This is a genomic window from Rubritalea sp. (assembly GCF_051252225.1).
GTDB lineage: Bacteria > Verrucomicrobiota > Verrucomicrobiia > Verrucomicrobiales > Akkermansiaceae > Rubritalea.
On the sequence record NZ_JBPOGE010000001.1, the window covers coordinates 321,032 to 343,890 of the forward strand.

The 22,859-nt window shown below is 49.3% G+C and carries 17 protein-coding genes; 4 read left to right on the plus strand and 13 right to left on the minus strand.

Features of this window, described 5'->3' with window-relative positions; translation table 11 throughout:
* Positions 1-16: 16 nt before the first annotated feature.
* From ACSHX2_RS01440 to secD, 3 genes are all read right to left on the minus strand, one after another.
* The gene (locus tag ACSHX2_RS01440) at positions 17-1,162 is read right to left on the minus strand and encodes a MalY/PatB family protein (protein WP_435689870.1); all 1,146 of its coding nucleotides are present in this window, start codon (positions 1,160-1,162) and stop codon (positions 17-19) included.
* 54 nt (positions 1,163-1,216) lie between these two features.
* A complete protein-coding gene (locus tag ACSHX2_RS01445; protein WP_435689872.1) occupies positions 1,217-1,606 on the minus strand; it encodes a DUF4870 domain-containing protein in 390 nt (129 codons plus the stop codon).
* Between the two features lie 139 nt (positions 1,607-1,745).
* A complete protein-coding gene (secD, locus tag ACSHX2_RS01450; protein WP_435689874.1) occupies positions 1,746-4,256 on the minus strand; it encodes a protein translocase subunit SecD in 2,511 nt (836 codons plus the stop codon).
* A gap of 223 nt (positions 4,257-4,479) precedes the next feature.
* On the opposite strand from secD, the gene ACSHX2_RS01455 reads away from it, so the two are divergent.
* On the plus strand, positions 4,480-6,117 hold the full coding sequence (locus ACSHX2_RS01455; protein ID WP_435689876.1) for a peptide chain release factor 3: 1,638 nt from the start codon (positions 4,480-4,482) through the stop codon (positions 6,115-6,117).
* Positions 6,118-6,201: 84 nt separating this feature from the next.
* Here the strand turns inward: ACSHX2_RS01455 and gltB are convergent, their stop codons facing one another.
* Positions 6,202-10,830, minus strand: coding sequence for a glutamate synthase large subunit (gltB, locus tag ACSHX2_RS01460; protein ID WP_435689878.1), 4,629 nt, complete (start codon positions 10,828-10,830; stop codon positions 6,202-6,204).
* A gap of 267 nt (positions 10,831-11,097) precedes the next feature.
* On the opposite strand from gltB, the gene ACSHX2_RS01465 reads away from it, so the two are divergent.
* Positions 11,098-11,793 carry a YggS family pyridoxal phosphate-dependent enzyme gene (locus tag ACSHX2_RS01465; protein ID WP_435689880.1) on the plus strand — a complete coding sequence of 232 codons (696 nt, stop codon included), beginning with the start codon at positions 11,098-11,100 and terminating at the stop codon, positions 11,791-11,793.
* Positions 11,794-12,136: 343 nt separating this feature from the next.
* A complete protein-coding gene (locus ACSHX2_RS01470; protein ID WP_435689882.1) occupies positions 12,137-12,904 on the plus strand; it encodes an HNH endonuclease in 768 nt (255 codons plus the stop codon).
* Positions 12,905-12,944: 40 nt separating this feature from the next.
* On the opposite strand, the gene ACSHX2_RS01475 is transcribed toward ACSHX2_RS01470, so the two are convergent.
* On the minus strand, positions 12,945-13,367 hold the full coding sequence (locus ACSHX2_RS01475) for a DoxX family protein (protein ID WP_435689884.1): 423 nt from the start codon (positions 13,365-13,367) through the stop codon (positions 12,945-12,947).
* 115 nt (positions 13,368-13,482) lie between these two features.
* A complete protein-coding gene (locus ACSHX2_RS01480; protein ID WP_435689885.1) occupies positions 13,483-15,675 on the minus strand; it encodes an NADP-dependent isocitrate dehydrogenase in 2,193 nt (730 codons plus the stop codon).
* Positions 15,676-15,947: 272 nt separating this feature from the next.
* Between ACSHX2_RS01480 and ACSHX2_RS01485 the strand changes: the two genes are divergently transcribed.
* Entirely contained in the window at positions 15,948-16,691 is a 744-nt protein-coding gene (locus tag ACSHX2_RS01485) for a hypothetical protein (RefSeq protein WP_435689887.1), read from the plus strand.
* Positions 16,692-16,727: 36 nt separating this feature from the next.
* On the opposite strand, the gene ACSHX2_RS01490 is transcribed toward ACSHX2_RS01485, so the two are convergent.
* The 7 genes from ACSHX2_RS01490 to ACSHX2_RS01520 all read right to left on the minus strand — a co-directional run bounded on the left by ACSHX2_RS01490 (position 16,728) and on the right by ACSHX2_RS01520 (position 22,857).
* The gene (locus tag ACSHX2_RS01490) at positions 16,728-17,075 is read right to left on the minus strand and encodes a DUF2288 domain-containing protein (RefSeq protein WP_435689889.1); all 348 of its coding nucleotides are present in this window, start codon (positions 17,073-17,075) and stop codon (positions 16,728-16,730) included.
* An 82-nt stretch (positions 17,076-17,157) separates the two neighbouring features.
* Positions 17,158-17,901: a metallophosphoesterase gene (locus ACSHX2_RS01495; RefSeq protein ID WP_435689891.1), complete on the minus strand. Its 744-nt coding sequence runs from the start codon at positions 17,899-17,901 to the stop codon at positions 17,158-17,160.
* Between the two features lie 31 nt (positions 17,902-17,932).
* Positions 17,933-18,889, minus strand: a complete 957-nt coding sequence (gene tal, locus ACSHX2_RS01500; RefSeq protein ID WP_435689892.1) for a transaldolase — start codon at positions 18,887-18,889, stop codon at positions 17,933-17,935.
* A gap of 193 nt (positions 18,890-19,082) precedes the next feature.
* Positions 19,083-20,099: a phosphate acyltransferase PlsX gene (gene plsX / locus ACSHX2_RS01505; protein ID WP_435689894.1), complete on the minus strand. Its 1,017-nt coding sequence runs from the start codon at positions 20,097-20,099 to the stop codon at positions 19,083-19,085.
* Positions 20,100-20,214: 115 nt separating this feature from the next.
* Positions 20,215-20,397, minus strand: coding sequence for a 50S ribosomal protein L32 (gene rpmF, locus ACSHX2_RS01510; protein WP_377093710.1), 183 nt, complete (start codon positions 20,395-20,397; stop codon positions 20,215-20,217).
* 30 nt (positions 20,398-20,427) lie between these two features.
* Positions 20,428-20,922: a YceD family protein gene (locus ACSHX2_RS01515; protein WP_435689897.1), complete on the minus strand. Its 495-nt coding sequence runs from the start codon at positions 20,920-20,922 to the stop codon at positions 20,428-20,430.
* A 60-nt stretch (positions 20,923-20,982) separates the two neighbouring features.
* Positions 20,983-22,857 carry a SulP family inorganic anion transporter gene (locus ACSHX2_RS01520; RefSeq protein WP_435689899.1) on the minus strand — a complete coding sequence of 625 codons (1,875 nt, stop codon included), beginning with the start codon at positions 22,855-22,857 and terminating at the stop codon, positions 20,983-20,985.
* Between the last annotated feature and the right edge of the window lie 2 nt (positions 22,858-22,859).

A 22,859-nucleotide genomic window follows, 5' to 3' on the forward strand; every position in this document is an offset into this window, starting at 1 on the left:
GATCTGGTGTTTGCTTTTACTTAGAGGAGTGGAGAGCCACTTTGATTTTCTCTAGCCCTTCGAGGACGCGAGAATGCGGGCAGCCGTAGTTAAAGCGGAATTGGCCAGGAGCGCCGAATGCTGTGCCGTCATTGACCCAGACTTTAGAATGCTTTTCGATGACTTGGGCAGGATGTCTGATTTTAGCTTCGCGTGTGTCGACTAGCGCGAGGTAGGTGGCTTCGATATTTGGAATAGTGCAGCCAGCTGGGAGTTCACTTCGGACGAAGTCGATGACGGTGTCACGGTTCTTCTTGAGGTAAGCGAGTAGTTCTTGGCGCCACGGCTCACCGTGCTTGTAAGCGGCTTCGGCAGCAAAGAATGACAGACAGTTAATCTCAGCGAGTGTGTGACCACGGGCGTCACAGAATGTTTTGCGAGTATCTGGGTTCTCAATAACGGCAAAGGCGTAGCCCATGCCTGCTATGTTGTAGGTTTTACTAGGTGCTTGCAGAACGATGAGTTTCTGACGGAGCTTTTCTGGCAGATGCAGAGCAGAGTAAAATGGCTGTGTGTCTTCGTTGAAGACGAGGTCACAGTGTATTTCATCGGACACTAACAGTAGATCGTGACGATGGCAAAATTCAGCAACGCGGATGATTTCTTCTTTGGTGAAGTTACGCCCGAGTGGGTTTTGTGGATTACACAGAATGAAGAGCTTGGTTTTGGCTGATACTTGCTTTTCCATTTCTTCCCAGTCAAAGGTCCAAGTGCCATCTATTTCGACATGGGGAACCGAGATCGTTTCGCATTTAGCATCATTCCCGACATGGAGAAATGGATAGTAGACCGGTGTGCAGATCATTAGGTTTTCACCAGGTTTGACAAATCCACGAGCCGCCAGCGAGAGGGCAGGTACGAGTCCTCCGAGGTGAATTAGGCTATTTTCTGTGACATTCGCACCGTGGCGAGACTTCAAGTACTCGAGGACAGCTTCGGTGACTCCATCGTGGGCGTGGGCGTAGCCTAGCACTCCATGAGAGACGCGCTCTTGCACAGCCTCTAGAATACAACCAGGAGAAGTGAAATCCATATCTGCGACCCAGAATGGGTCGAGCTCAGGACGTCTGTCCCATTTGATGGATCCAGTGTCACGGCGTGTGATGATGGTGTCAAAGTTCATGCGGGGATATTGTGTGTCTGAGCTCGATAGTCAAATGTAAGAATGTGCCCTTGCTTACTTGATGAGGCGAATGGTCATAGGATAGCGGTATGCAATGCCTTCATTCGCTTTGAGCGAGGCTATGATAGTAAAGATGAGCTGGGCTATACCGATGGCGATGAGACCGATGATTCCAATGAAGACCATTATCAGGATAGCAGATATAACAGCTAAAATGGTGAGGCTTATTTGGAAGTTGAGAGCTTCCTTCGCCTGTTCAGCTGCAAATGGCATGGTCTCTTTCTTTATCTGCCAGATGATTAGTGGAGCGATGATGTTCGCTAGTGGAATGCCTATCCAGCCGAGGAAGGTAGATAAATGTGCGAACATCGCCCAGTTTTTTTCCTGAGTAGAAAGTATGTGTAGGGCGTCTGGTTGTGGTGTGTGGTTTTCTTCTGTGTCCATGAGGAGAAAGCTATCAGAAATTTTTGTTAGAATCTATTATAGATATGAAGATAAATCGTAACGGTCAAAATTACGTAACAAAAAAGCGCAGCCTCTGGTGAGGACTGCGCTTTGGGAAATTTAGACTGTAATTTTAAAATTACACATCGGCTGGGTTGATCTCGGATTCGAGATCTGACTCTAATACTTCGCGGCGAAGGTTGATGCCGCGAGCTTTTGAGTAGATGTATACGATTGGAGATGCGATGAAGATAGAGGAGTAAGTACCTACGATCACACCGATCATGATAGTGAAGGAGAACGCCTTGAGCGAAGCTCCGCCGAATAAGTAGAGTACGAGTACTGAAGTAAATGTTGTTATAGAAGTGATAATCGTACGGGAGAGGGTGGTGCTGATCGCCGCATTCATGACGTCACGTACATCACCACGCTTAGTCTTGAGATTCTCACGGAGGCGGTCAAATACAACGATGGTGTCGTTGATTGAGTAACCTGCAATGGTGAGGAAGGCTCCTACATGAATGAGGGAGATTTCCTGACCGGAGAGAACGATTATACCTAGTGTGATCAAGATATCGTGTGTTAGCGCAAGGAAGGCTCCTAGTGCGAAGGCGAACTCGTAACGCAGGGTGATGTAGATGAGTACACAGAATATTCCGAGTGCGAGTGCCCAAATAGCATTCTCAAGAAACTCACCACCAAGTGTGGGGGAGACTTCCGAGAATGAAGCTTCTACAACAAACTCTTCAGCGTCACTTTCGATGTCACCAGAGAGAGCTGATTCATGCGCTACTTTTTCGTTGAAGCCTGGGATGTTCTCACGAATAGCTGTTTCACAAGCAACAGCATCTTCACGAGAGGATTTCACAGTGAGGAAGGCATTGCCTTTTGCCGGCTGTTCGATCTGAGCAGATACCGCTTTCGCTGTATTGATATTATTGAGGATGTCTTGAGCTTGCTGGCGAGTGACCGTTTGTCCTTCTGGAATTTCATAACGGCTCACACTACCACCGACGAAGTCGATGCCTAGGTGTTGGTCACCTTTTATCGCTGTGGCTACTAGGCCGCCAATGATGAGTAGACTTGAAATAGTAAATGCGATCTTGCGCTTGCCTAGGAAGTCAAATGCACGCTGCGGGATGAGGTTCATGAACTTGACCTTCTTGAGTAGGCCTGAGTCCTCAGACCAAGCGAACATGACGCGAGTACAAAGGAGGGCTGCGAGTAGCGTGCCAAGAATACCAATGATGAGAGTTACTGCGAAACCTTTGACTGATCCAGTAGCCTTCCAGAAAAGGATGAGTGCGGTGAGGAGTGTGGTGATGTTGGCATCAAAGATAGCTGAGAATGCTTTTTCGTAGGCTGCTTTAATCGCCGCATGCATTGACTTGCCAAGGGCGAGTTCTTCGCGCATGCGCTCGTAGATGAGAACGTTGGCATCTACTGCTACACCGATGGTAAGAATGATACCAGCAATACCTGGAAGGGTGAAGGATGCTCCGAAGAGTGCCATCGCACCGAAAAGGATGAGAATATTAAGCCCAAGGCCGATGATCGCAATAATACCAGAGTAACGGTAGTAGAGCAGAATGAAGACGATTGTAAGCGCGAGTCCTGCGAGGCCCGCATTGATTCCTTGCTTAACAGTTGCTTCACCAAGTGTAGCGGAAATGGTGCGTTCATCGATCACTTCGATGTCGTTTTCCATTGGGTTGGAAAGGCCTTTTGCTAGCTCTTCACATTCTTCGATATCGTCGAGGCCTGTGATTTCGAAATTTTTGGAGAGGACCTGTACGTCGTTGCTTAACTTGGCTGCATTAATAACTTTGTTATCAAGGATGCTCACTATGAGGTCTTGTCCAGGAACAAGACTCTTTGTGAAGGTTTCCATTTTCTTGCCGCCAGAAGAAGTAAGAGTGATCCCGACACTAGTGTTCGTGGCATAGTTTGCGCGCGCATAGGCTACATCTTTACCTGTGAGTGCTGGTTGACGCTTCACGAGAACATAGCGTGTTCCTACTATCTCTCGAGTTTCAGGGTCTTTGAATTCTTGCGGGTAAGCCCGGTAGCCAGGGATGGTTTCTTCGCCTTCAAAAACTAGCTGAGCCAGCTGAGCACTCTGAGGGTGTGCTTCATGGATAGTGAGCTTTGCTGTAGTTGTGAGGATTTTCTTAAGTGCAGCTGCATCAGCTGGGTCGATTTTTGGAATCTGAATTTCGATACGATTACCTTGAACTGTAACCGGAGCATCGAGAGTGCCTGAATCGTTGAGACGCTTTTCAAGAATCGTTTTAGCCGTATCCATTGAGGATGGCGTGAGTGGGACGACTTCGAGAGTTTGTTCATCGACGTTCGGTTGTACTTCGATGATGAATGCGGAACCACCAACGATTTCAATACCACCGCTGAGGTTGTGTGCTTTGGAGAGTTCTTTTTCACCTTTGATGACCTGAATTAGGTTACTTGGTGAAATGATGGCGCAGAACGAGAAGACTGCGATCAAGAGAACAATTGTTGTGCCGACGTTGCGCTTAACACGATCTTTGTCTGTGGCGAGATACCAAAACAGAAGGATCAAAAGGCTGACTCCAGAGAAGAGAACCATCGTTGTGTCACTGCCTGGTGCGGATGCGAGTTGTGAAGTTGTCATGAGTTTATGCGTCTGCCATTTTTACTGGTAAGTAGAAGGAATTCCTTCATTCATATTAAGTAATAAAATGGTCGGAAGTTCATGAACTGTCTAGAGCGACACGTCAACCGCTAGTTCGCGAAATGATAGACTTCTCGGCTGATGGATTGAGTTTATGTGTTAGTAACTATATTAATGCGAAGGGTTGCTAATTGTTCCGCTTCGAATTAGCAATCTACTTGTTTTGACAACTCAAGCATCCATAAGTCCGGTTCCCGCAGCAGCTGCGCGTGAAATATCACGGCGCAGAACCTTTGCGATTATCTCTCACCCTGATGCAGGGAAGACAACTCTCACAGAAAAACTGCTCCTTTACGGAGGAGCTATCGGCTTAGCCGGGAGTGTCACTTCTAAAAAAGAAAAGCAGACGACTTCTAGTGACTGGATGGCCATGGAGAAGGAGCGCGGGATTTCTGTTTCTTCTACAGTGCTCCAATTTGAGTATAAAGATTGCTGTGTGAACTTGCTAGATACACCAGGACACCACGATTTCTCTGAAGATACGTATAGGGTTCTTTCAGCTGTTGATGCTGCCGTGATGGTGATCGATGCTGGTAAAGGGATCGAAGCGCAGACCTTGAAGTTGTTCGATGTTTGTCGCCGTCGTGGAGTACCTATTTTTGTATTTATCAATAAAATGGATCGTCCGTCACGACCACCACTCGAGTTGATTGATGAGTTGGAGACAGTGTTAAAATTAGCACCAGCTCCTGTGAACTGGCCACTCGGTGATGGCCCTCGATTCCGTGGGGTTTACGATCGGAAAAAAGGTGAGGTGAATCTTTTTGAGAAGACTGCACATGGTGCATTTAAGGCTCCTCTCGAAGTCGCTGGTATTGAGGATCCAAGAGTACGCGAGGCATTGAGCGATGACTTATATGAGACAGTGATCTCTGAAGTGGAGATGCTGGATGGTCTCACTGAGCCAATCGATATCGAGAAGGTTTTGGCTGGTGAGCAAATGCCTATCTATTTTGGTAGTGCGATGAATAATTTTGGTGTGCAGAGCATGTTGGAGAGTTTCCTAGAGATGGCTCCAGCGCCAACGGGGAGAGTCAGTAATGATGAAATGGTGCCTCCGACTTCCAATAATTTCTCAGGCTTCGTTTTCAAGATTCAGGCGAACATGAACCCGCGTCACCGTGATAGAGCTATTTTTGTACGTATCGTCTCTGGTGTCTTTGAGCGGGATATGCAGGTTGTTGATCAGCGCACTGGTAAGAAGGTCAGATTGGCCAATGCCCAGAAGCTTTTCGGTCAAGGTCGTGAAACCCTGGACACAGCCTACGCAGGCGATGTTCTAGCGCTGGTCGGTAATTACAATTTCCTTATAGGCGATACTCTAACTACTGATCCCAAAGTAGTCTTTAATGAAATGCCTCGCTTCACTCCTGAGTGTTTCGCTTATATCCTCAACAATGACACTGCAGCGGTTAAGCGCTACCGCTCTGGGATGGAGCAGTTGATGAAAGAAGGTGTGGCTCAGGCCTACACTGTGCACGGCAGTTTTCAGGCAGTTCCTATGTTAGGAGCAGTTGGGCCACTTCAGTTTGAGGTGTTACAAGCGCGCCTGCTTTCTGAGTATAATGTAGAAACTAGACTTGAGAGTCCACAGTGGTCAGTAGTCCAGTGGTTTGACGAAAAGGAGCCTGATCCCTTAAGAAAGCCTCAAGATCCACCTAAAGTGAATCTACCATCAGGTGCCGCTGTGGCGCGTGATCAGGATGGTAATTGGGTTGTTCTGCTATCTTCGAAGTACATGGTTTCGATTTTACATGACCGCAATGAGCATCTCAACTTCCGCGATCACGCGACTGAGTAAGCTCGATTTTAGCTTTTTATAGAACGAAACAAAAAAGCCCGCTTGGATTTCTCCGAGCGGGCTTTGTTATGATCTTAGATCTACTTACGCTTTTGGCGTGGACGCAGCTTCATGTTGTTCCTCGGCGGCTTCGAGAGCTGCCTTTGTTTTTGGAATCACACGGATGAGTTTCTTACAGGTTTTCTCCCATTTTTCTAGAAGAGCCTTCGCACGCGGTGAGCCGGTGAGGGCTGCATGCTTCTCGATGAGCGCTTTTACTTCAGCCTTGTCTACGCTGCGCTTCACTGGAAGGGCAACCACCATTTCGGTGTTGATGCGGGACTGGAAGCGGCCGTCTTGATCATAGACGTAGGCTGCACCACCGGACATACCAGCACCGAAGTTCTGGCCAGTAGTTCCGAGGATCACAATGAGACCATTGGTCATGTACTCACAACCGTGGTCACCAACACCTTCTACTACTGCTTGGGCGCCAGAGTTGCGAACACCGAAGCGTTCGCCAGCACGTCCGTTGAGGAATGCTTGACCACCAGTAGCTCCGTATAAGCAGGTGTTTCCGACGATGGAGTTTTCGTGTGCTACGAACTGAGATCCAGGGTGTGGCTTGACGGTGATCTGACCACCGGACATGCCTTTGCCCACGTAGTCGTTACCTTCACCCGTGACATTGATTTCAATGCCTGAGCAGAGGAATGTACCGAGTGATTGGCCTGCAGAACCTGTGAAGTTGAGTACGATGGATCCAGCTGGAAGGCCTTCTTTACCGAATGCCATAGCGACGGCACCAGAAGTGCGTGTGCCGAGGTTACGGTTGGTGCTTACAGCTCTGTAGTCGAGCGAGATTGGAGCGCGATCGGCAAGTTCAGTGAAGTCGGAAACCTTTTGCTGAGACTTAATGTCTTCGATAATCTGAACATCGAGCTCTGGCTTGTGGATGCCGTCGTTGCGTTCGTCTACGTTGATCAATGAAACTTCACTTGGTGCGATGTCGAATGCACGCGCTGTCTCCGCAACAACATCCTTGAGGACAGGTGCTAGATCGATTGAGTTTGCCTTCGGGTGCTCAGGAATGTGACGTTGCTTGAGGTACTCTGGGCGGCCGATGAGCTCGTCAAGATTTCTAATCCCTAGCTTAGCCATGATTTCACGCGCTTCTTGGGCGACACCATTGAAGAAGTTGATCACCATTTCTGGAGTCCCCTTGAACTTAGCGCGCCACTTCGGATCAGTAGTGGCTACACCTACAGGGCAGTTATTAAGGTGGCATTTACGTACGTAAACACAACCCATAGCAATCATTGCTGTGGTACCAAAGTTGAATTGCTCAGCTCCAAGGATAGCCGCAGTAACAATGTCCCTACCGTTTTTCATGCCGCCATCTGTTCGGAGAGTGATCTTAGAACGGAGGTTGTTGAGCACGAGTGTTTGTTGTGCTTCAGCAAGACCGAGTTCCCATGGAAGACCAGTGTGCTTAGTGGAGGAGAGCGGGGATGCCGCTGTTCCGCCATCGTGACCAGAGATAAGGATGTTATCCGCATCAGCCTTAGCAACACCTGCAGCGATGGTTCCAACTCCAGCTTCAGATACGAGCTTTACGGTGACTTTCGCGTAAGGGTTTACTTCCTTAAGGTCGTGAATGAGCTGTGCGAGATCTTCAATAGAGTAGATGTCGTGGTGCGGTGGCGGTGAAATGAGCTGCACACCTGGCTGCGTATTACGCAAGCGGGCGATGATGCCATTTACCTTGTGGCCAGGAAGCTGACCGCCTTCACCAGGCTTCGCTCCTTGAGCCATTTTGATTTCCAGTTCATCCGCATTGACTAGGTAGTGAGCTGAAACACCGAAGCGGCCAGATGCTACCTGCTTGATAGCAGAGCGTGCGAGGTCGCCATTCGGGTACTTCTTGAAGCGGATTGGGTCTTCGCCACCTTCACCTGAGTCGGACTTAGCGCCGATACGATTCATTGCGATAGCGAGAGTCTCGTGTGCTTCTGGAGAAAGAGCGCCCATTGACATCGCTGCAGTGGTGAAACGTCTGCGGATCTGTTCGATGGTCTCTACTTCCTCAATCGGGATTGGGCCGCTGGATGCTGGCACAAACTCAAGAAGGTCTTTAATGGTGATCGGGTGAGTGTCGAGTGATGCTTTGACGTATTCTTCGTAATCTTCCGCTCTGCCAGTTTTGACGAAGGTGTGGAAGTTCTTGATGTAGTCAGTAGTGATCGCGTGACGCTCGCCAGATTTACGGTAGCGGTTGTAACCTGGGTCGCCGAGTGATAATGGAGTTTCAGATGCTAGGCCGCTTTCCAGGATGTCTTGGTAGGCTGCCTTGTGGCGGATGATTGATTCTTCTGCGATTTCTTCGAAGCCCACACCGCTGATGCGTGATACGCAGCCAGTGAAGCATAGGTCGATAACGTCTTTGCCTATGCCAACAGCTTCGAAAATCTGTGCGCCCTGGTAAGAGTTGAGTACGGAGATGCCCATCTTGGACATGATCTTAAGGAGGCCTTTTTCTAGCGCCTTGCGGTAGTTGGTCATCGCAAGCTCAGGAGTCATTCCTTCGCCTAGCTTGCCTTTCTTATCGTTCGCCACAACCTGACGGACAGTAGCGTAACCAAGGTATGGGCAAACAGCGGTTGCTCCGAAACCGAAGAGCATTGCCACAGTGTGTGTGTCACGTGCTTCAGCAGTTTCCACAACGATGGAAGCGCGCATGCGCTTTCTTACACGGTTGAGGTGGTGATGAGCAGCGCCTGTGATCATCAGCGATGGAATGGCCACGCGCTCGATGCTAGCTGCTTTGTCCGAAAGGATGAGAACGTCGACTCCTTCGTCGACCGCTTTTTCAACTTCAGCGCAAACGGCTTCAACAGCAGCCTTGAGGCCCGCAGCACCTGCAGTAAACTCCCAAGTAGTGTCGATAATGCGATTGTTGAATCCATATTCTCCCATTTCCTTGATACGGTCCATCTCGTGCTCGAGAAGGATGGCGGATTCAAGGTTGAGAACGCGAGCGTGATCAGGTGTCTCAGTAAGGAGGTTTTTCTCTGCACCGAGACCAGCTTCGAGAGACATGACTGCCCACTCACGGATCGGATCGATTGGTGGGTTAGTAACCTGCGCAAAGAGCTGCTTAAAGTAAGTTTGGAGGAGACGTGGGTAGTTGGAAAGCACCGCGAGTGGGATATCGCACCCCATAGAGAAGACTGCTTCTTGAGCACCCTTGATCATAGGTGGGAATACCATGTCGAGCTCTTCATCAGAGATAGTATTGGCTAGCTGCATGCGCGAGATAGTGACTTCATCAAAGTCGATAGCTGGGACGATAGCTTCGTGTGAAACGTAGTCCTTGAGTTGTACTTGGTTCTCGTCAACCCAGCGTCCGTATGGAGCTTGCTTAGCAAGGCGTTCCTTAACTTCGCGGTCGAGCTCAAGCTTACCAGTTGCTGTGTTAGCAACCATAGTCTGACCCGGTCCGAGACGACCTTTGGCGATTGCCTTCATTTCGTCGCATTCGATACAGCCGATTTCTGAGCCGATGTAAAGGAGCCCGTCGTCGAATAGCGCGTAGCGTGATGGGCGGAGACCGTTACGGTCGAGACCTGCACAGATTTTCACGCCATCGGTGAAGACTAGTCCTGCTGGACCGTCCCATGGTTCTGCGAAGGAGCCGTGGTACTGGTAGAAATTGTAGAGGTCTTCAGAGATCTCGTTGTCGTTGCGGTATGCAGGTGGCACGAGCATGCACATGGAGTGTTCAATTTCGCGTCCAGAGAGAGTGAGTAGCTCAAGACAGTGATCGAGAGACGCTGAGTCGGACTCGTTGTCCTTCACTAGGTTCTTCACGAGTTCCACATCGTCACCCCAGACATCTGAAGAGAAAAATTCTTCACGGGATGACATCCAGTTGCGGTTGCCGCGGACTGTGTTGATTTCCCCGTTGTGAGCCATCATGCGGAATGGCTGACCGAGTGGCCATGCAGGGAAGGTGTTTGTGGAGAAACGTTGGTGGTAGACTGCGATAGCTGTCTCGAAATCCGGGTTCTGCATGTCGAGGTAGAACGCACGGAGTGTCGCAGGCATCGCCAATCCTTTGTAGGAAATGAGGCGAGCTGAAAGTGTTGGGATGTAAAAGTCCTGAATGTCAGATGTGCCGTGTTCGATAGTGCGGCGCACGAGGTAGAGCTGACGCTCAAAGTGGAGATCATCCCAGCCAGATGGCTTGCTTACAATGAGGTGCTGGATGTTTGGGCATGATTTTTGTGCCTGCACGCCAAGCTCCTCTTTCGCAACTGGCACTTGGCGCCAGCCGATGAAAGGAATGCCTCGTTCGGAAAGTGTCTTTTCAGCGAGGTTTTTTGCTCTTTCTGATCCAGCGTTGTCTGCGTTTGGTAGGAAGAATACACCGACACCGAGGTCGTCTGCATTTTCGACTGTAGCGCCAAGCTTCTCAGCTTCTTGCTTGAAAAGTTTACGTGGGATCTGGGAAAGAATACCAGAGCCGTCACCTGTTTTCATGTCAGCATCAACGCCACCACGGTGGGTCATGTTGCAGACTGATTCGATCGCCTTACTAAGGATGTCGAAGGATGGAACGCCATTGATATTTGCAATCGCGCCCATGCCGCAGTTATCGCGCTCGTTATCAAATGAGTGGAGTGAGCCGGTGCTATCCGGAGTAAATCTTTGATCGTATGGGCTAGTCTTCATTTACTAATGATTGATGGTGAAAAGTTTGTGTGGCATAGCGGTTGCTACGTCCTTGCCTGTCAACAGCTAGAGGCTGCAAGACGGGGCATTTAAGATGCTCACAGCCGGCTTGGAAAGCGTGAAATGTGGCAGTATTGCGATTGTCATGCGGCTTCTCTAAAATGCAAGTGGTGATGAGAGAGAAATTGGCGGGCTGTTGTCGAAAGTCATTAAGCTTTGTTTATTAAAAGGAGTTGCCTTTTTCGGCTGGGAAATGAGGATGTGGGTATGACTGAAGTGGCGCAGAATTTGAGGGAGGTGCAGGGCCGTATTAAGGCTGCAGCGTCGCGTGTTGGCTGTGAGGCTGAGGAGGTTACCTTAGTGGCTGTCTCGAAGACCTGGTCAGTGGATCATGTGCAGCTAGCTGTAGATGCAGGGCAGAAAATTCTGGGTGAGAATAAATTACAGGAAGGGCAGGAGAAAATCCCAGCGATGGATCAAGGGCTTGAGTGGCATTTCATCGGTGGTCTCCAGCGTAATAAGGTACGCAAGGTCTTAGGTTTGTTTCACTGGGTGCATAGTGTCGATTCGCTCAAGCTCGCTCGCTATGCTGATGGTGTGGCTGCGGATATGAGCTTGAAGCCGAAAGTGCTGTTGCAGGTAAATATTGGGGCAGAGTTGAGTAAGGGAGGCTTTGAGCTGGATGAGATTCGCGAACATTTTGCGGAGATTATGCAATTAGAGAATCTCGAGGTGAAGGGGCTCATGTGTATACCGCCAGCAGTTGCAGAGCCAGATCAGGCACGGCCGTTCTTTCAAGCCATGGTGAGTCTACGTAAAGAGCTTTGTGAAAAGCATGGCGTGGAGCTCAGTGAGCTGAGTATGGGAATGAGTGGTGACTTCGAGGTGGCGATCGAAGAGGGAGCAACGATGGTGCGCGTGGGGAGTTCGATCTTTGGCGCGCGAAACTACGCCTCGCAGTAGTCACATTCTAGTTTTTGCTGTCTGCTGTCGTTAGGTATGTGTGTGTAGCGAGTTGTTCTCATAGATTTTGAATCTATTTAATAAATTTAGATGCTAATAATGAATTATGAGTAATGAAGATTTCAAATGGGGAATGCGCTATCTTACCAGATATTCTCAGAATGGTTTAGAAGGATGGCTTGTGAAATTTAATTTTCCGGGGCCGGATGGGAAGAGGAAATACACAAGTAAGCTGTTTAGGTATAATAAGTGGGGTAGTGAGAGTGAGGCTTTAGTGGCTGCTAAAGAGTACCGAAAGAAGTGGTTAACTTAAAACTCTGACAAGGTAGCCATCAAAAATTGGATGACTGAAGGCAAGGGGAGAGGAATCTCAACGGAGCTTCAGTCAAACAATACTAGCGGTATTCCAGGTGTGTATCGGGAATTTACCAAAGGTAAGAATGGGGAGGTTAGCGTTTCTTGGCGTGCTAGTTTTAAGGACTCTAGAGGTAAAGAGAGGCGTATAGGGAGATCCATCAACAAATATGGAGAAGTTGAGGCGCTAAGGTGCGTTATTGAAGCCCGTAGGGATAATCTGGATGAGCTCTTACTTACAGATAAACATAGAGATGATGAAGGTGTATTAGAGCTATATTATTTCTATGAAGATCTATTACAGGACTTGTTCGAACTTCAGTCTGATAAACCTCAAAAAAGTATTATCGAAATTGCTTTAGATGAAAATGTTACTGCTACAACAAAGCTTGCTCAGATTAAAGCTAGGGTCGGGCAGCAAAGGTTTAGGAGAGAAGTTTTAAAAAACTTTAATGGACGGTGCTGTGTAACAGGGGTCGATATATTAATCAGGGCTTCTCATATCAAACCGTGGAGTACTGCAAATGATGTGGAAAGACTAGACCCTATGAATGGCCTAGCCTTGTCTCCATCTTATGATTTAGCTTTCGATCAAGGTTTTATATCATTTGATGAGAAAGGGTACATAGTACTCAGTACGGAACACACAAAAAATTTAATGGCTATGGGGATTAGTTCTACTGCAAAAATAAAAGGCATCAAGGATGCCCATATGGGATATTTGAATTGGCACAGAGAGTGTGTGTTTATTAGTTGAAATTTTTTATTAGGGAGGTAGTGGCGCGTACTTAGTTATTTTATTGATTAGAGTTGCTCTTAGCTTCGGCTCCCGCTGTATGCGGATTGATGAGCAGTAGGTAGAAGGCGGTAGCGTGCAAGAGCTGTGATGTGAGGAGTTCCCATTTTTCTAACATGCATGTGCCGAACATGATTCCGCCCATGAGTAGGATGCCAGTCATGAGGCCAATGCGTGTGATCTGTCCGCCGATGAGTAAGGATAGGCCGACTAGCGCTTCGATAAATGGGATGGCATAGGCGAAGGTGAGAGCCGGGAATCCGGCGAGAAGTGTGTCGTCGAATTGTCCTGCCATGCCAGTTGCGAAGGCTTGGATTTTAGGGAGGCGAATGGCGCCGTGAACGAGGAAGCTAATTCCGAAAGTAAAACGGAGACAATGGTAGGCGAGTGTCGTGTTTGGGAGTTTGATGATGGAGTTGAACATGGTGATGGTAGTATTTGCATCGTATGAGGGAGTTCTACAGAAATCATTCCACAAAAAAGCGCTGCCGATTTCTCGACAGCGCTTTTTGAATCTTTAGTAGATCGCTTGTTTGGTATTAGCCAAGTTTTGCGATAATCGCGTTGTATGTCGCGGATGGGCGCATGATCGCAGTCGTCTTAGCGTCGTCGAAGAGGAAGTAGCCGCCGAGATCAGCTGCAGGTCCTTGAGCTGCGTTAAGTTCGCTAACGATAGTTTCTTCGTTGTCAGCAAGCTCTTTTGCGATTGGTGCAAATGCTGCCTGGAGGTCTGCGTCTTCAGTTTGTTCTGCAAGTGCTTCAGCCCAGTATGTAGCGAGGTAGAAGTGGGAACCACGATTATCGAGTTCGCCTACTTTACGTGATGGTGACTTGTCGTTCTGAAGGAACTTCTCAGTTGCTTCGTCGAGTGTCTTACCGAGAACTCCAGCTTTCGGGTTGTTGTAGGCTGTAGCGAGGTGCTCGTAGGAAACTGCTGTTGCGAGGAATTCGCCGAGGGAGTCCCAACGGAGGTGGTTTTCCTTTTCTACCTGCTGAACGTGCTTAGGAGCAGAACCGCCAGCGCCGGTTTCGAAGAGTCCTCCGCCGTTCATAAGTGGAACGATGGATAGCATTTTAGCAGAAGTGCCGAGCTCGAGGATAGGGAAAAGGTCTGTGAGGTAATCACGGAGAACGTTTCCAGTGACCGAGATGGTGTCTTCACCAGCCTTAGTGCGAGCGAGTGTGTACTCAGTCGCTTCGGTAGGCGCCATGATGAGAAGCTCGAGGCCTTCTGTATCGTGATCGAGTAGGTATGCGCCCACTTTTTTGATGAGTTCAGCATCGTGTGCACGTGTTTCGTCGAGCCAGAACACAGCAGGTGTGCCAGTTGCGCGAGCGCGTGTGACTGCGAGTTTCACCCAGTCCTTGATAGGTGCGTCCTTTGCCTGACATGCACGCCAGATGTCACCTTCTTCTACGGAGTGTTCAGTGAGAACGTTGCCGTCGGAGTCGAGAACTTTTACTGTGCCGTCAGCAGGGATTTCGAAAGTTTTGTCGTGTGAGCCGTATTCTTCAGCTTTCTGCGCCATGAGGCCAACGTTTGGAACTGTACCCATGGTAGTTGGGTCGAATGCACCGTTTTCGCGGCAGAAGTCGATAGTCGCTGCGTAAACACCTGCGTAGGAGCTGTCAGGAATGACTGCTTTCGTGTCTTGCTGATCGCCAGCGGCGTTCCACATTTGGCCTGAAGTACGGATCATTGCTGGCATGGAAGCATCGATGATCACGTCGGATGGTACGTGGAGGTTGGTGATGCCCTTGTCGGAGTCAACCATAGCGACTGCTGGTGCGTCCGCGTAACATGCTGCTATGTCTGCTTCGATCTCAGCTTTCTTGTCAGCTGGGAGTGAGTCGAGCTTAGCAACGAGGTCGCCGAAGCCGTTCTTCGTATTTACGCCGAGCTCAGCGATAGTCGCTGCGTGCTTAGTGAAGACTGGCTTATAGAATACTTCTACGCCATGGCCGAAGATGATCGGGTCAGAGACCTTCATCATGGTGGCCTTCATGTGAAGGGAGAAAAGGACGTCTTTTGCTTTTGCGTCAGCGATTTCTTGTTCGAGGAAGGAGATGAGAGCCTTCTTGCTCATGAATGTGGAATCAAACACTTCACCTTCGAGGAGTGGTGTGGATTCTTTGAGTACTGTTTCTGTGCCGTCAGTAGCAGTGAAAACGATTTTCGCGTCAGTCGCTTTTTCGAGAGTGACGGATTGCTCATTGGAGTAGAAATCATTTTCACTCATGGTGGAAACGTGGGACTTGGAGTCCTTTGACCATGCTCCCATGCGGTGTGGGTTTACCTTAGCGTAGTTTTTAACTGCTTTAGGTGCGCGGCGGTCAGAGTTACCTTCGCGGAGCACTGGGTTTACTGCAGAACCTTTGATCTTGGAGTAGCGGTCTTCAGCGTCTTCGTAGTTCGGGATGTCGTATCCAGCTGCTTGGAGCTCAGTGATTGCAGCTTTGAGCTGAGGTACTGATGCAGAGATGTTAGGAAGCTTGATGATGTTTGCTTCTGGAGTCTTAGCGAGCTCGCCGAGCTCAGCGAGAGCATCACCGATCTTTTGATCTTCGGAGAGGTTTTCTGGGAAGGTTGAAATGATGCGTCCAGCGAGTGAGATGTCGCGGGTTTCGACCGCAACGCCTGCAGTCTTAGAAAATGCCTCGATCACAGGGAGTAGTGAATAGGTTGCGAGCGCTGGAGCCTCGTCTGTCTTGGTGTAAATAATAGTAGACATAAGAATGATCAATTGATGGCGCGGGGTTTAGAGTATTCTGGTGTGAACCACAAGAGCCAATGAGTTGCTTTTCCGGTTCCAGGAGGTTTTGTTCCTTATGTTATAGTTGTTAGGGCTTGTTAAGCCTAGATTTCGGAGATTTTCAGGATGTAGACGTATGGTTTCTATGGTGGTGATATATTAGATGAAAATCTTTCATAAATGTGAGTCAGTGCGCTTAGTTTTTGAGGATTATCATGGGCTTAGTTGTTGGGATTGGTTTAGAAAAATGCATGCAGCCAGTTAGCACGCGTAAATCGATTATCCCAAAGTCTTGGAATGTGTCGCCAGTGATCCGTCATCGGGTGGGTGAAGATGTGGGGCATCAGAGATTAATCGAGGAAGAGGGGGAGATTTTGGTCCTATTACACCAAGTGCCTAAAGTTGAGGATAAAAGTCACCGCGAGGCTGCTTTGTTTTGGCTAGATTCTGGTGGTGAGTGGAAATCTCTGCCTAGTTCAGGAGGGAAGTCTGAGTTGAAAAGCTTGGTGAGAGATTACCAACGAAAGCTTACAGAGTTGGATCAGCTTTTGGAATCAGCGAATGAGGCTGAGGTTATTCATGAGGTGATCGATGGTGCTACTCCGGTAGCGCGAGCAGGCCGCCATGTGGCTCAGGTCTTGAGCGAGTTAAGGAGAGCTTTGAAGGACGATTTGGATATTTTGGCTACACGAGACTTGGCTGTCAATATGGAGCGAAGTGGCGACTTGTTGCTTCAAGATGCTAAGTCGAGCTTGGAGTATATGATCGCTAAGAATGCAGCGGCGCAGGCAAAGGATGCGCAAAGGTCAGCGAAGGAAGCGCAGAAGCTGAATCGCTTAGCTGCTTTCTTTTTTCCACTGATGACGCTCGCTGCGATTCTTGGAATGAATGCTCCTGGGCAGATGTTAGGTAATGGCAACGTCTGGGTGGTGGTTGCTATTGGCCTAGGGTTGGGTGCTATCGTGCGAGCGGTTTTGAGAGGTAGGAGTGAATAGCTTCAAGCGTTTTCTATAAGCTCCTATGAGTGTAGGTTAGCCTTCCGCCGGGAGAGGCTGAGCGAGGACGAAGGGGGTGACTACGACCGCGGTGAAGCGAGTTTTGTCGTATTCCCACCAGTCAGCATGAAGAGAGGATGGTTTAACGAGGTCTGCCTTTTTCATCCAGGCGCTAACCTTGTCTTTCTCGTCATTGGTGAATGCTTTCGCTACTTCTTTTAACCCGAGGCTGGGGTCGACGTAAATCATAGCACCTGACTTGAAGTGTGGTCGCAGGTATGACCAGTCCACGTCGCCAGTGTACTTTGCGACTTTTTCATCTTCGCTCGCTAGGTCTTCTCCGAGCATGCCGTATTCCATTGGGCCAGTGTTCTTTTCGCTCATGATTTTTTGTTAATGGGTCAATGGGCTCTGGTCAATGGATATAAAACTCTTAATTGATGAGTTGTGCCTCAGATGGGGGAAGTTAGGAAGGGAGGGGTGGTAGTACGCTGCGTTTGATGTATTCCCACGCTTCAAGTTCGGCGCAGCAACGGTAGCGAATAGGGCCTACATTGCTCTCTAGTGGCACGTGGTAATGGCCGAAGGCGATAGTGCGTGCTTGGCTGGCGAGTAGGATGTCGCTCAGTAGCTGGCGTTCCGCGAGGACATCTGTTTTAAGGGTGGCGTCGGTCTTTTGGTAGTGATCAAAGGACTCCGTGTCTCGCTCTGGTCCTGGTTTGGCCTCAATGGGGCCGGCGTGTGTGACTAGAAGATCAGCACGGCCGTAGGACTCTACCATGAGTTCCACTTGCTTAAGTGCGTTTTTCTGTACGCCTTCGTTTTCCCACCAGTTGTGGCCGTGGACACGTTCTGGGTGGCTCCGGTCTAAAGAGATAGCGCCACCTACTAAAATGGCATGAATATTACCAACCTTTAAGCGGTCTACATCGCGAGCGATACGGATACTTGTGAGTTTGGAGTTCCATTCTTCTCGCAGGCTCTGCCAGATGTCAGGGTTGTCGTGGTTGCCACGAACGAGCCAGATTTTTTGGTTTCGTTCTGTGGCAACTTGATCGACGTCAAAAAGACACTCTGCACTTCGTGAGTCAGGAAATCCTAAGCCAATATCGCCAACGCAAATGATATGAGCTCCGGTTGGGAGTTCAGTGAGTTTGGTGGCGAGCTTGGAAAATTTTCCATGAATGTCGCCTAGTGTGTAGAGTGCCATTATAAGTACCTTTTAAAATCGAATTGTTCGATTAGATACGGTCTGTGATGAGCTTTTCTAGCTTTACGATGTCAGCAGAGAATGCACGGATGCCTTCTGCTGTTTTTTCGGTAGCCATAGCATCTTCATTGTACATGAAGCGGAATGCTTTCTCGTCGAGAGAGATTTTCTCGATATCAGCCGTAGCTGCTTTAGCCGGGTCGAGTTTTAGTTCTACTTCGCCGCTTGTGTCCTTGAGTTGCTGGAGGAGACCTGGGCTGATAGTGAGTAAATCGCAACCAGATAGCTCAGTGATCTGACTAACATTTCTGAAAGATGCACCCATGACTTCTGTCGCGTAACCAAACTTCTTATAGTAGTTGAAAATCTGAGACACAGACTGAACACCTGGGTCTTCTGCGCCTGTGTACTCTACGCCGTTCTTCGCTTTATACCAATCGTAGATGCGGCCTACGAATGGGGAGATGAGCTGAACCTTAGCTTCGGCACATGCGATAGCTTGAGCCATGGAGAAGAGGAGTGTGAGGTTACAACGAATGCCTTCTTTCTCGATCTCTTCAGCAGCTTTGATGCCTTCCCATGTGGAGGCGATCTTGATGAGTACGCGCTCACGACTGATGCCTTCAGCTTCGTATGCCGCGATGAGTTGTTTGGCTTTAGTTACTGTGCCAGCAGTGTCGAAAGAAAGACGAGCGTCCACTTCTGTGGAGACGCGACCTGGAACGACTTTGAGGATTTCGAGGCCAAAGAGGATGAGAAGTCGGTCGATGATTGCTTCTGTCTTGGCGTCTCCAGTGAGGTCGGAGCTAGCGAACTCAGCTACTGCCTTGTCCACGAGAGCTGAGTACTCTTCCTGTTGGCTCGCTTTTAGAATGAGCGATGGATTAGTAGTTGCGTCTTGTGGTGTGTATTCCGCGATGGATTGGAAGTCACCAGTGTCGGCTACGATAGTGGTGTAGCCCTTCAGAGATTCAAGTTGGTTGGACATAGAACGTTCTTTTTTAGTATAGTGGTAAATAAGTCAAGCACTGCTGGAAAGTGTGCTTGTTAAATTGCGGAGCAGTTTTGTTGAATTGCGCCGCAAGAGGATAGTTCTGAATAGGCGGAGGCGCTATTCTTTTTTGCGTCACGATCTCGTTGAAAAGACGTCAGTAGTGTGGCGCAGGGTGTCTGTGAATTGCTTAAGTGAGAGCTTCGAGAGCTTCTTCAATGTGTGGGTTCACACTTTGTTCTACTGTCTCCATGCCTACGCGGATAGCATTTTGCATGGCTAGAGCGGATGATCCGCCGTGAGCGATGATGCAGACGCCGTTGACTCCGAGAAGCGGGCTGCCTCCATAGGATTCGTAGGATGAGCGTTGTTTGACCGCTTTGAATACGCCGCGTGACATTGCCGCACCGAGTACGCGGAATGGATTACGTTTGAATTCGAGCTTTAGCCATTTGGACATGGCCTTTGCTGTCGCCTCGCAGGATTTTAAAATGATGTTGCCGGTGAAGCCGTCGCAAAGAGCGACGTCGATTTTTGTTTCGAAGAGGTCATGTCCTTCGATGTTGCCTTTGAATGTGAAGGGGCATTTCCCTGCTTTTTCTAGCTCCTTAAGTAGGATGAAGGTCTCTTTAGTTAAGGTGTTGCCTTTTTCATCTTCCTCGCCATTTGACATGAGTCCTACGACTGGGTTCTTAACTCCCATGACGTGGTTGGAGTAAATGGCTCCCATTATAGCGTAGGTTACGAGGTGTTTGGCTGTTGCCTCGGGGTTAGCTCCAGCGTCGAGTAGATTGCAGATACCGTGTTCGTTTGGGATCGGGCTGGCTATTCCTGCGCGCTCAACACCCTTGAGTGTGCGGAGTTTGAGCGTGGCCGTGGCCACTGCTGCGCCTGTGTTTCCGGCGCTTACCACAGCGTCTGCTATGCCTGATTTTACGAGTTCAGTAGCAACTGCGATTGAAGACTTCTTCTTTGAGCGAAGTGTCTTTGCTCCAGATTCGTGCATTTCGACAACTTCTGGTGCGTGGACGATTTCTACGCGAGGGTCAGTAAGTTGGTGCTTCTTACAATCTTGTTTGAGGACCTCTTCATCGCCAACGAGAAAAATTTTCTCAATTCTAGGGTAAAGTGCGAGAGCATCTTTAGCGCCAATAATGTTGACGAGAGGGGCTTTGTCTCCGCCCATTGCATCGAGTGCGATTTTCATAAGTAAAATCTATGTGCGGTTTAACTAGTGTAAACACGAAAAAACGCGCGACAAACTTGTTGCCGCAGCGTTTTTGAAAATATTCGTAGCTCCGCGAGTGTATCGCGGGAGCATTTTAGAGAGCGTCAACTTCAAGAACCTGACGGCCAGCGTAGCTGCCACATGATGGGCAAGCAATGTGACCAGGAACGCGGCTGCCGCATTCGGAGCAGGTCTGGAGTTTAGGTGCACGCCAACGGTTAGCGCCGCGACGCATTTTCTGCTTCATTTTGGATGTTCTACGCTTTGGTACTGCCATAATCTTGGTGTCTTATGAGACGGTTGGTTATTAATCTTTAAATTCGTCAAGCTGATCGAGTGCACCCCATCGGTTGTCACTCTTGCTTTGGGGCGCTTCGTCTACACCATCTTCTGGGTCTTTGTCTACTGCTAAATAGCGATCATCTATTTTACATTCGTGAGGTTCATCGGCTTCGGTGCAGGTTGGATAGCTAGGGAAAGCCATCAAAACCTCTTCCCGTAAGGCTTCAGTGAGGTTTACAGAGCTCTCTTCGATTTCGAAAGATTGTCCAAATTCTTCGATAGAAATTGTTCGCACAAATTCTTGATTATCACGCACGCATGTAAATTTGAATGGTGAGGAGATGAAGCCTCGGACTAAAAGTTCGTCCTCAAAACGCTGAACAGTGAGATCGTAGTAGAGTGGTCCAGCTGGCTGGGCGTCGTGCTTAGGGAGGCTGTAGAGAGCTGAGTCGAGCTCACCCTGGAAGTTCTTGCCTTCCTCTGGGAGGGTGGCGAGTTCGATGACTAAAGATTCATTCATGCCCCACTAGTGAGGCTGAATGGGGGAAATTTCAATGAAAAATCACATGCTGTGGAGACTCTAATTTTTAGAGTGTGACGGATCATAGAAGATCTTAATGTCTGCTTGCTTGGTGCCGAGCAGGTCTTGTGCGCGTAGCAGCGCATCTCTAGTGGAGAGGTTCGGGTTGCTAGGGGAGTAAACGAAGAGGTTAGTTTCCCCTTGGGTGCGGTCACAGCCTTCTTGTATGCATTCTAGGGCGCCTGAGAGCTTGAGGACCTTGTAGACCTCACGTGACGCGCCTGAGATGAGTACGTGTCTACCTTCACCGCGCATATGGCGTACTAAGCTTTCCATGGCCATCACGCTAGTGGCGTCGAGGTGGCGCGCATTTTTTAGGCGCAGTATGATGACTTTGAGGTTTGGGTCGGATGCTGTGCGCTGAACTTGAGTGCGGAATAGATCAGCGGCGCCGAAGTAAAGGTCTCCCTCGACGTGTACTATGGATATGGCTGGGTTGGGGCGCTCTTTTTTGATGTCGCGTTCGCGCAGTGCACCTTCGTCATTCATTTCATATTCGACGAGGTGAGGTATAGAGGCCTTTCGGAGGAAGAGTGTGATGGAGAGGGCTACACCCACGAAAATGGCGTAGTCTAGGCGTGTGAGAAGGGTGGCGGTAAAGGTGGTAAGGATGACCAGTGCGTCGTCATGAGTGGTGCGTAGGCAAATACGGATGTTATGACGATTAATGAGCGAAATAGCGATGCCGATAACTAGGCCGGCGAGCGCAGATTTTGGGATGTGCTCAACGATTGGTAGTTTGATGAGTGCTATAAATCCGATGAGGCAAAGTGCGGAGCAGTAGATCGATGCAAAGCGAGATTTGGCACCGGACTCGTAATTGAGTGCAGACCGCGTCAGCGAGGCGGAGGCTGGCATGGGAGCGAGTAGTGAGGCTCCCATGTTAGCCATGCCAACAGCAAACATATCTTGGTTGACGTCTGGGCGTTCACCGATGCGGGACCCAAGGGATTTCCCCATGACGGTGTTCTCGAGCGAGGCGAGAAAGGCGATGGCAAAGGCTACGGCGAAAAGCGAGGATATAGCATCGAAGAGGATCGTGACGCTTGGGAACTGGAGGATAGGTATGCTGGGTGAAATTGAAAATTGGGCAAAGGATGTGAAAGTGCTGAGTTCAGCAAATGGGGGAGCCCAGGTCTTTAGTGCGACGGAGGCGAGGGTGACTATGGTGAGGCAGATCGCAAAATTTGGCAGAGCTTTAAACTTTTTCTGCAGTGTTAGGTAGAGTGTTAGTGTACCAGCGCCGATGAGGCATGGTTGCCATTTGTAATGCTGCCAGAGGTCGGCTGTGGCACCTAAGATGGAGAAGAAGGTTTTCGCTCCTTGTTCCGCCATTGGTTCTGCGATGCCTAGGATATGCTTCATCTGGTTGGTCATGATGAGCAGGGCTGCACCCGTGATGTATCCGACAAGGACGCTGCGGCTAACGTATTGGAGTAGGTCGGCGACCTTGAAGAATGCTCCCGCTACTGAGAGGGCTCCGACCATAAAAACCAGCAAGGGCATCATGGCCATTCTGCTGGCTAGATCGATCTCGGGGTGAGAGACAAAGTAGGAGAAAACCATGAATGCTGTGGCATTGGTGGGGCCGAGCATGGTGAAACGGGAGCTGGCAAAAAGGGGGGCTAAGATGCCGGCTATGATCGAGCAGATGATGCCGTAATAGATCGGGAGTTCGGCAATGGCTGCATATGCCATGCCTTGGGGGAGCGTGAGGAGGGCGACGTTCAATGCGGCTTTAGCGTCAGATCGCATGAAGCTGGGTCGCAGGTCGCCTAGGCTGTGGCGAATAGGTAAGAGGTCTACGGAGTTTTCTTTGAAAAACGTAGAGACATTGCGCCAGAGGTTGCGGGCTGGATGCTTATATTTAGCCATGG

Excerpts from the sequence above, each read along its gene's own strand:
- ACSHX2_RS01440 (WP_435689870.1), bottom strand. The coding sequence starts at position 1,162 with ATGAACTTTGACACCATCATCACACGCCGTGACACTGGATCCATCAAA.
- ACSHX2_RS01445 (WP_435689872.1), bottom strand. The coding sequence starts at position 1,606 with ATGGACACAGAAGAAAACCACACACCACAACCAGACGCCCTACACATA.
- secD (WP_435689874.1), bottom strand. The coding sequence starts at position 4,256 with ATGACAACTTCACAACTCGCATCCGCACCAGGCAGTGACACAACGATG.
- gltB (WP_435689878.1), bottom strand. The coding sequence starts at position 10,830 with ATGAAGACTAGCCCATACGATCAAAGATTTACTCCGGATAGCACCGGC.
- ACSHX2_RS01465 (WP_435689880.1), top strand. The coding sequence starts at position 11,098 with ATGACTGAAGTGGCGCAGAATTTGAGGGAGGTGCAGGGCCGTATTAAG.
- ACSHX2_RS01470 (WP_435689882.1), top strand. The coding sequence starts at position 12,137 with ATGACTGAAGGCAAGGGGAGAGGAATCTCAACGGAGCTTCAGTCAAAC.
- ACSHX2_RS01475 (WP_435689884.1), bottom strand. The coding sequence starts at position 13,367 with ATGTTCAACTCCATCATCAAACTCCCAAACACGACACTCGCCTACCAT.
- ACSHX2_RS01480 (WP_435689885.1), bottom strand. The coding sequence starts at position 15,675 with ATGTCTACTATTATTTACACCAAGACAGACGAGGCTCCAGCGCTCGCA.
- ACSHX2_RS01485 (WP_435689887.1), top strand. The coding sequence starts at position 15,948 with ATGCAGCCAGTTAGCACGCGTAAATCGATTATCCCAAAGTCTTGGAAT.
- ACSHX2_RS01490 (WP_435689889.1), bottom strand. The coding sequence starts at position 17,075 with ATGAGCGAAAAGAACACTGGCCCAATGGAATACGGCATGCTCGGAGAA.
- ACSHX2_RS01495 (WP_435689891.1), bottom strand. The coding sequence starts at position 17,901 with ATGGCACTCTACACACTAGGCGACATTCATGGAAAATTTTCCAAGCTC.
- tal (WP_435689892.1), bottom strand. The coding sequence starts at position 18,889 with ATGTCCAACCAACTTGAATCTCTGAAGGGCTACACCACTATCGTAGCC.
- plsX (WP_435689894.1), bottom strand. The coding sequence starts at position 20,099 with ATGAAAATCGCACTCGATGCAATGGGCGGAGACAAAGCCCCTCTCGTC.
- rpmF (WP_377093710.1), bottom strand. The coding sequence starts at position 20,397 with ATGGCAGTACCAAAGCGTAGAACATCCAAAATGAAGCAGAAAATGCGT.
- ACSHX2_RS01515 (WP_435689897.1), bottom strand. The coding sequence starts at position 20,922 with ATGAATGAATCTTTAGTCATCGAACTCGCCACCCTCCCAGAGGAAGGC.
- ACSHX2_RS01520 (WP_435689899.1), bottom strand. The coding sequence starts at position 22,857 with ATGGCTAAATATAAGCATCCAGCCCGCAACCTCTGGCGCAATGTCTCT.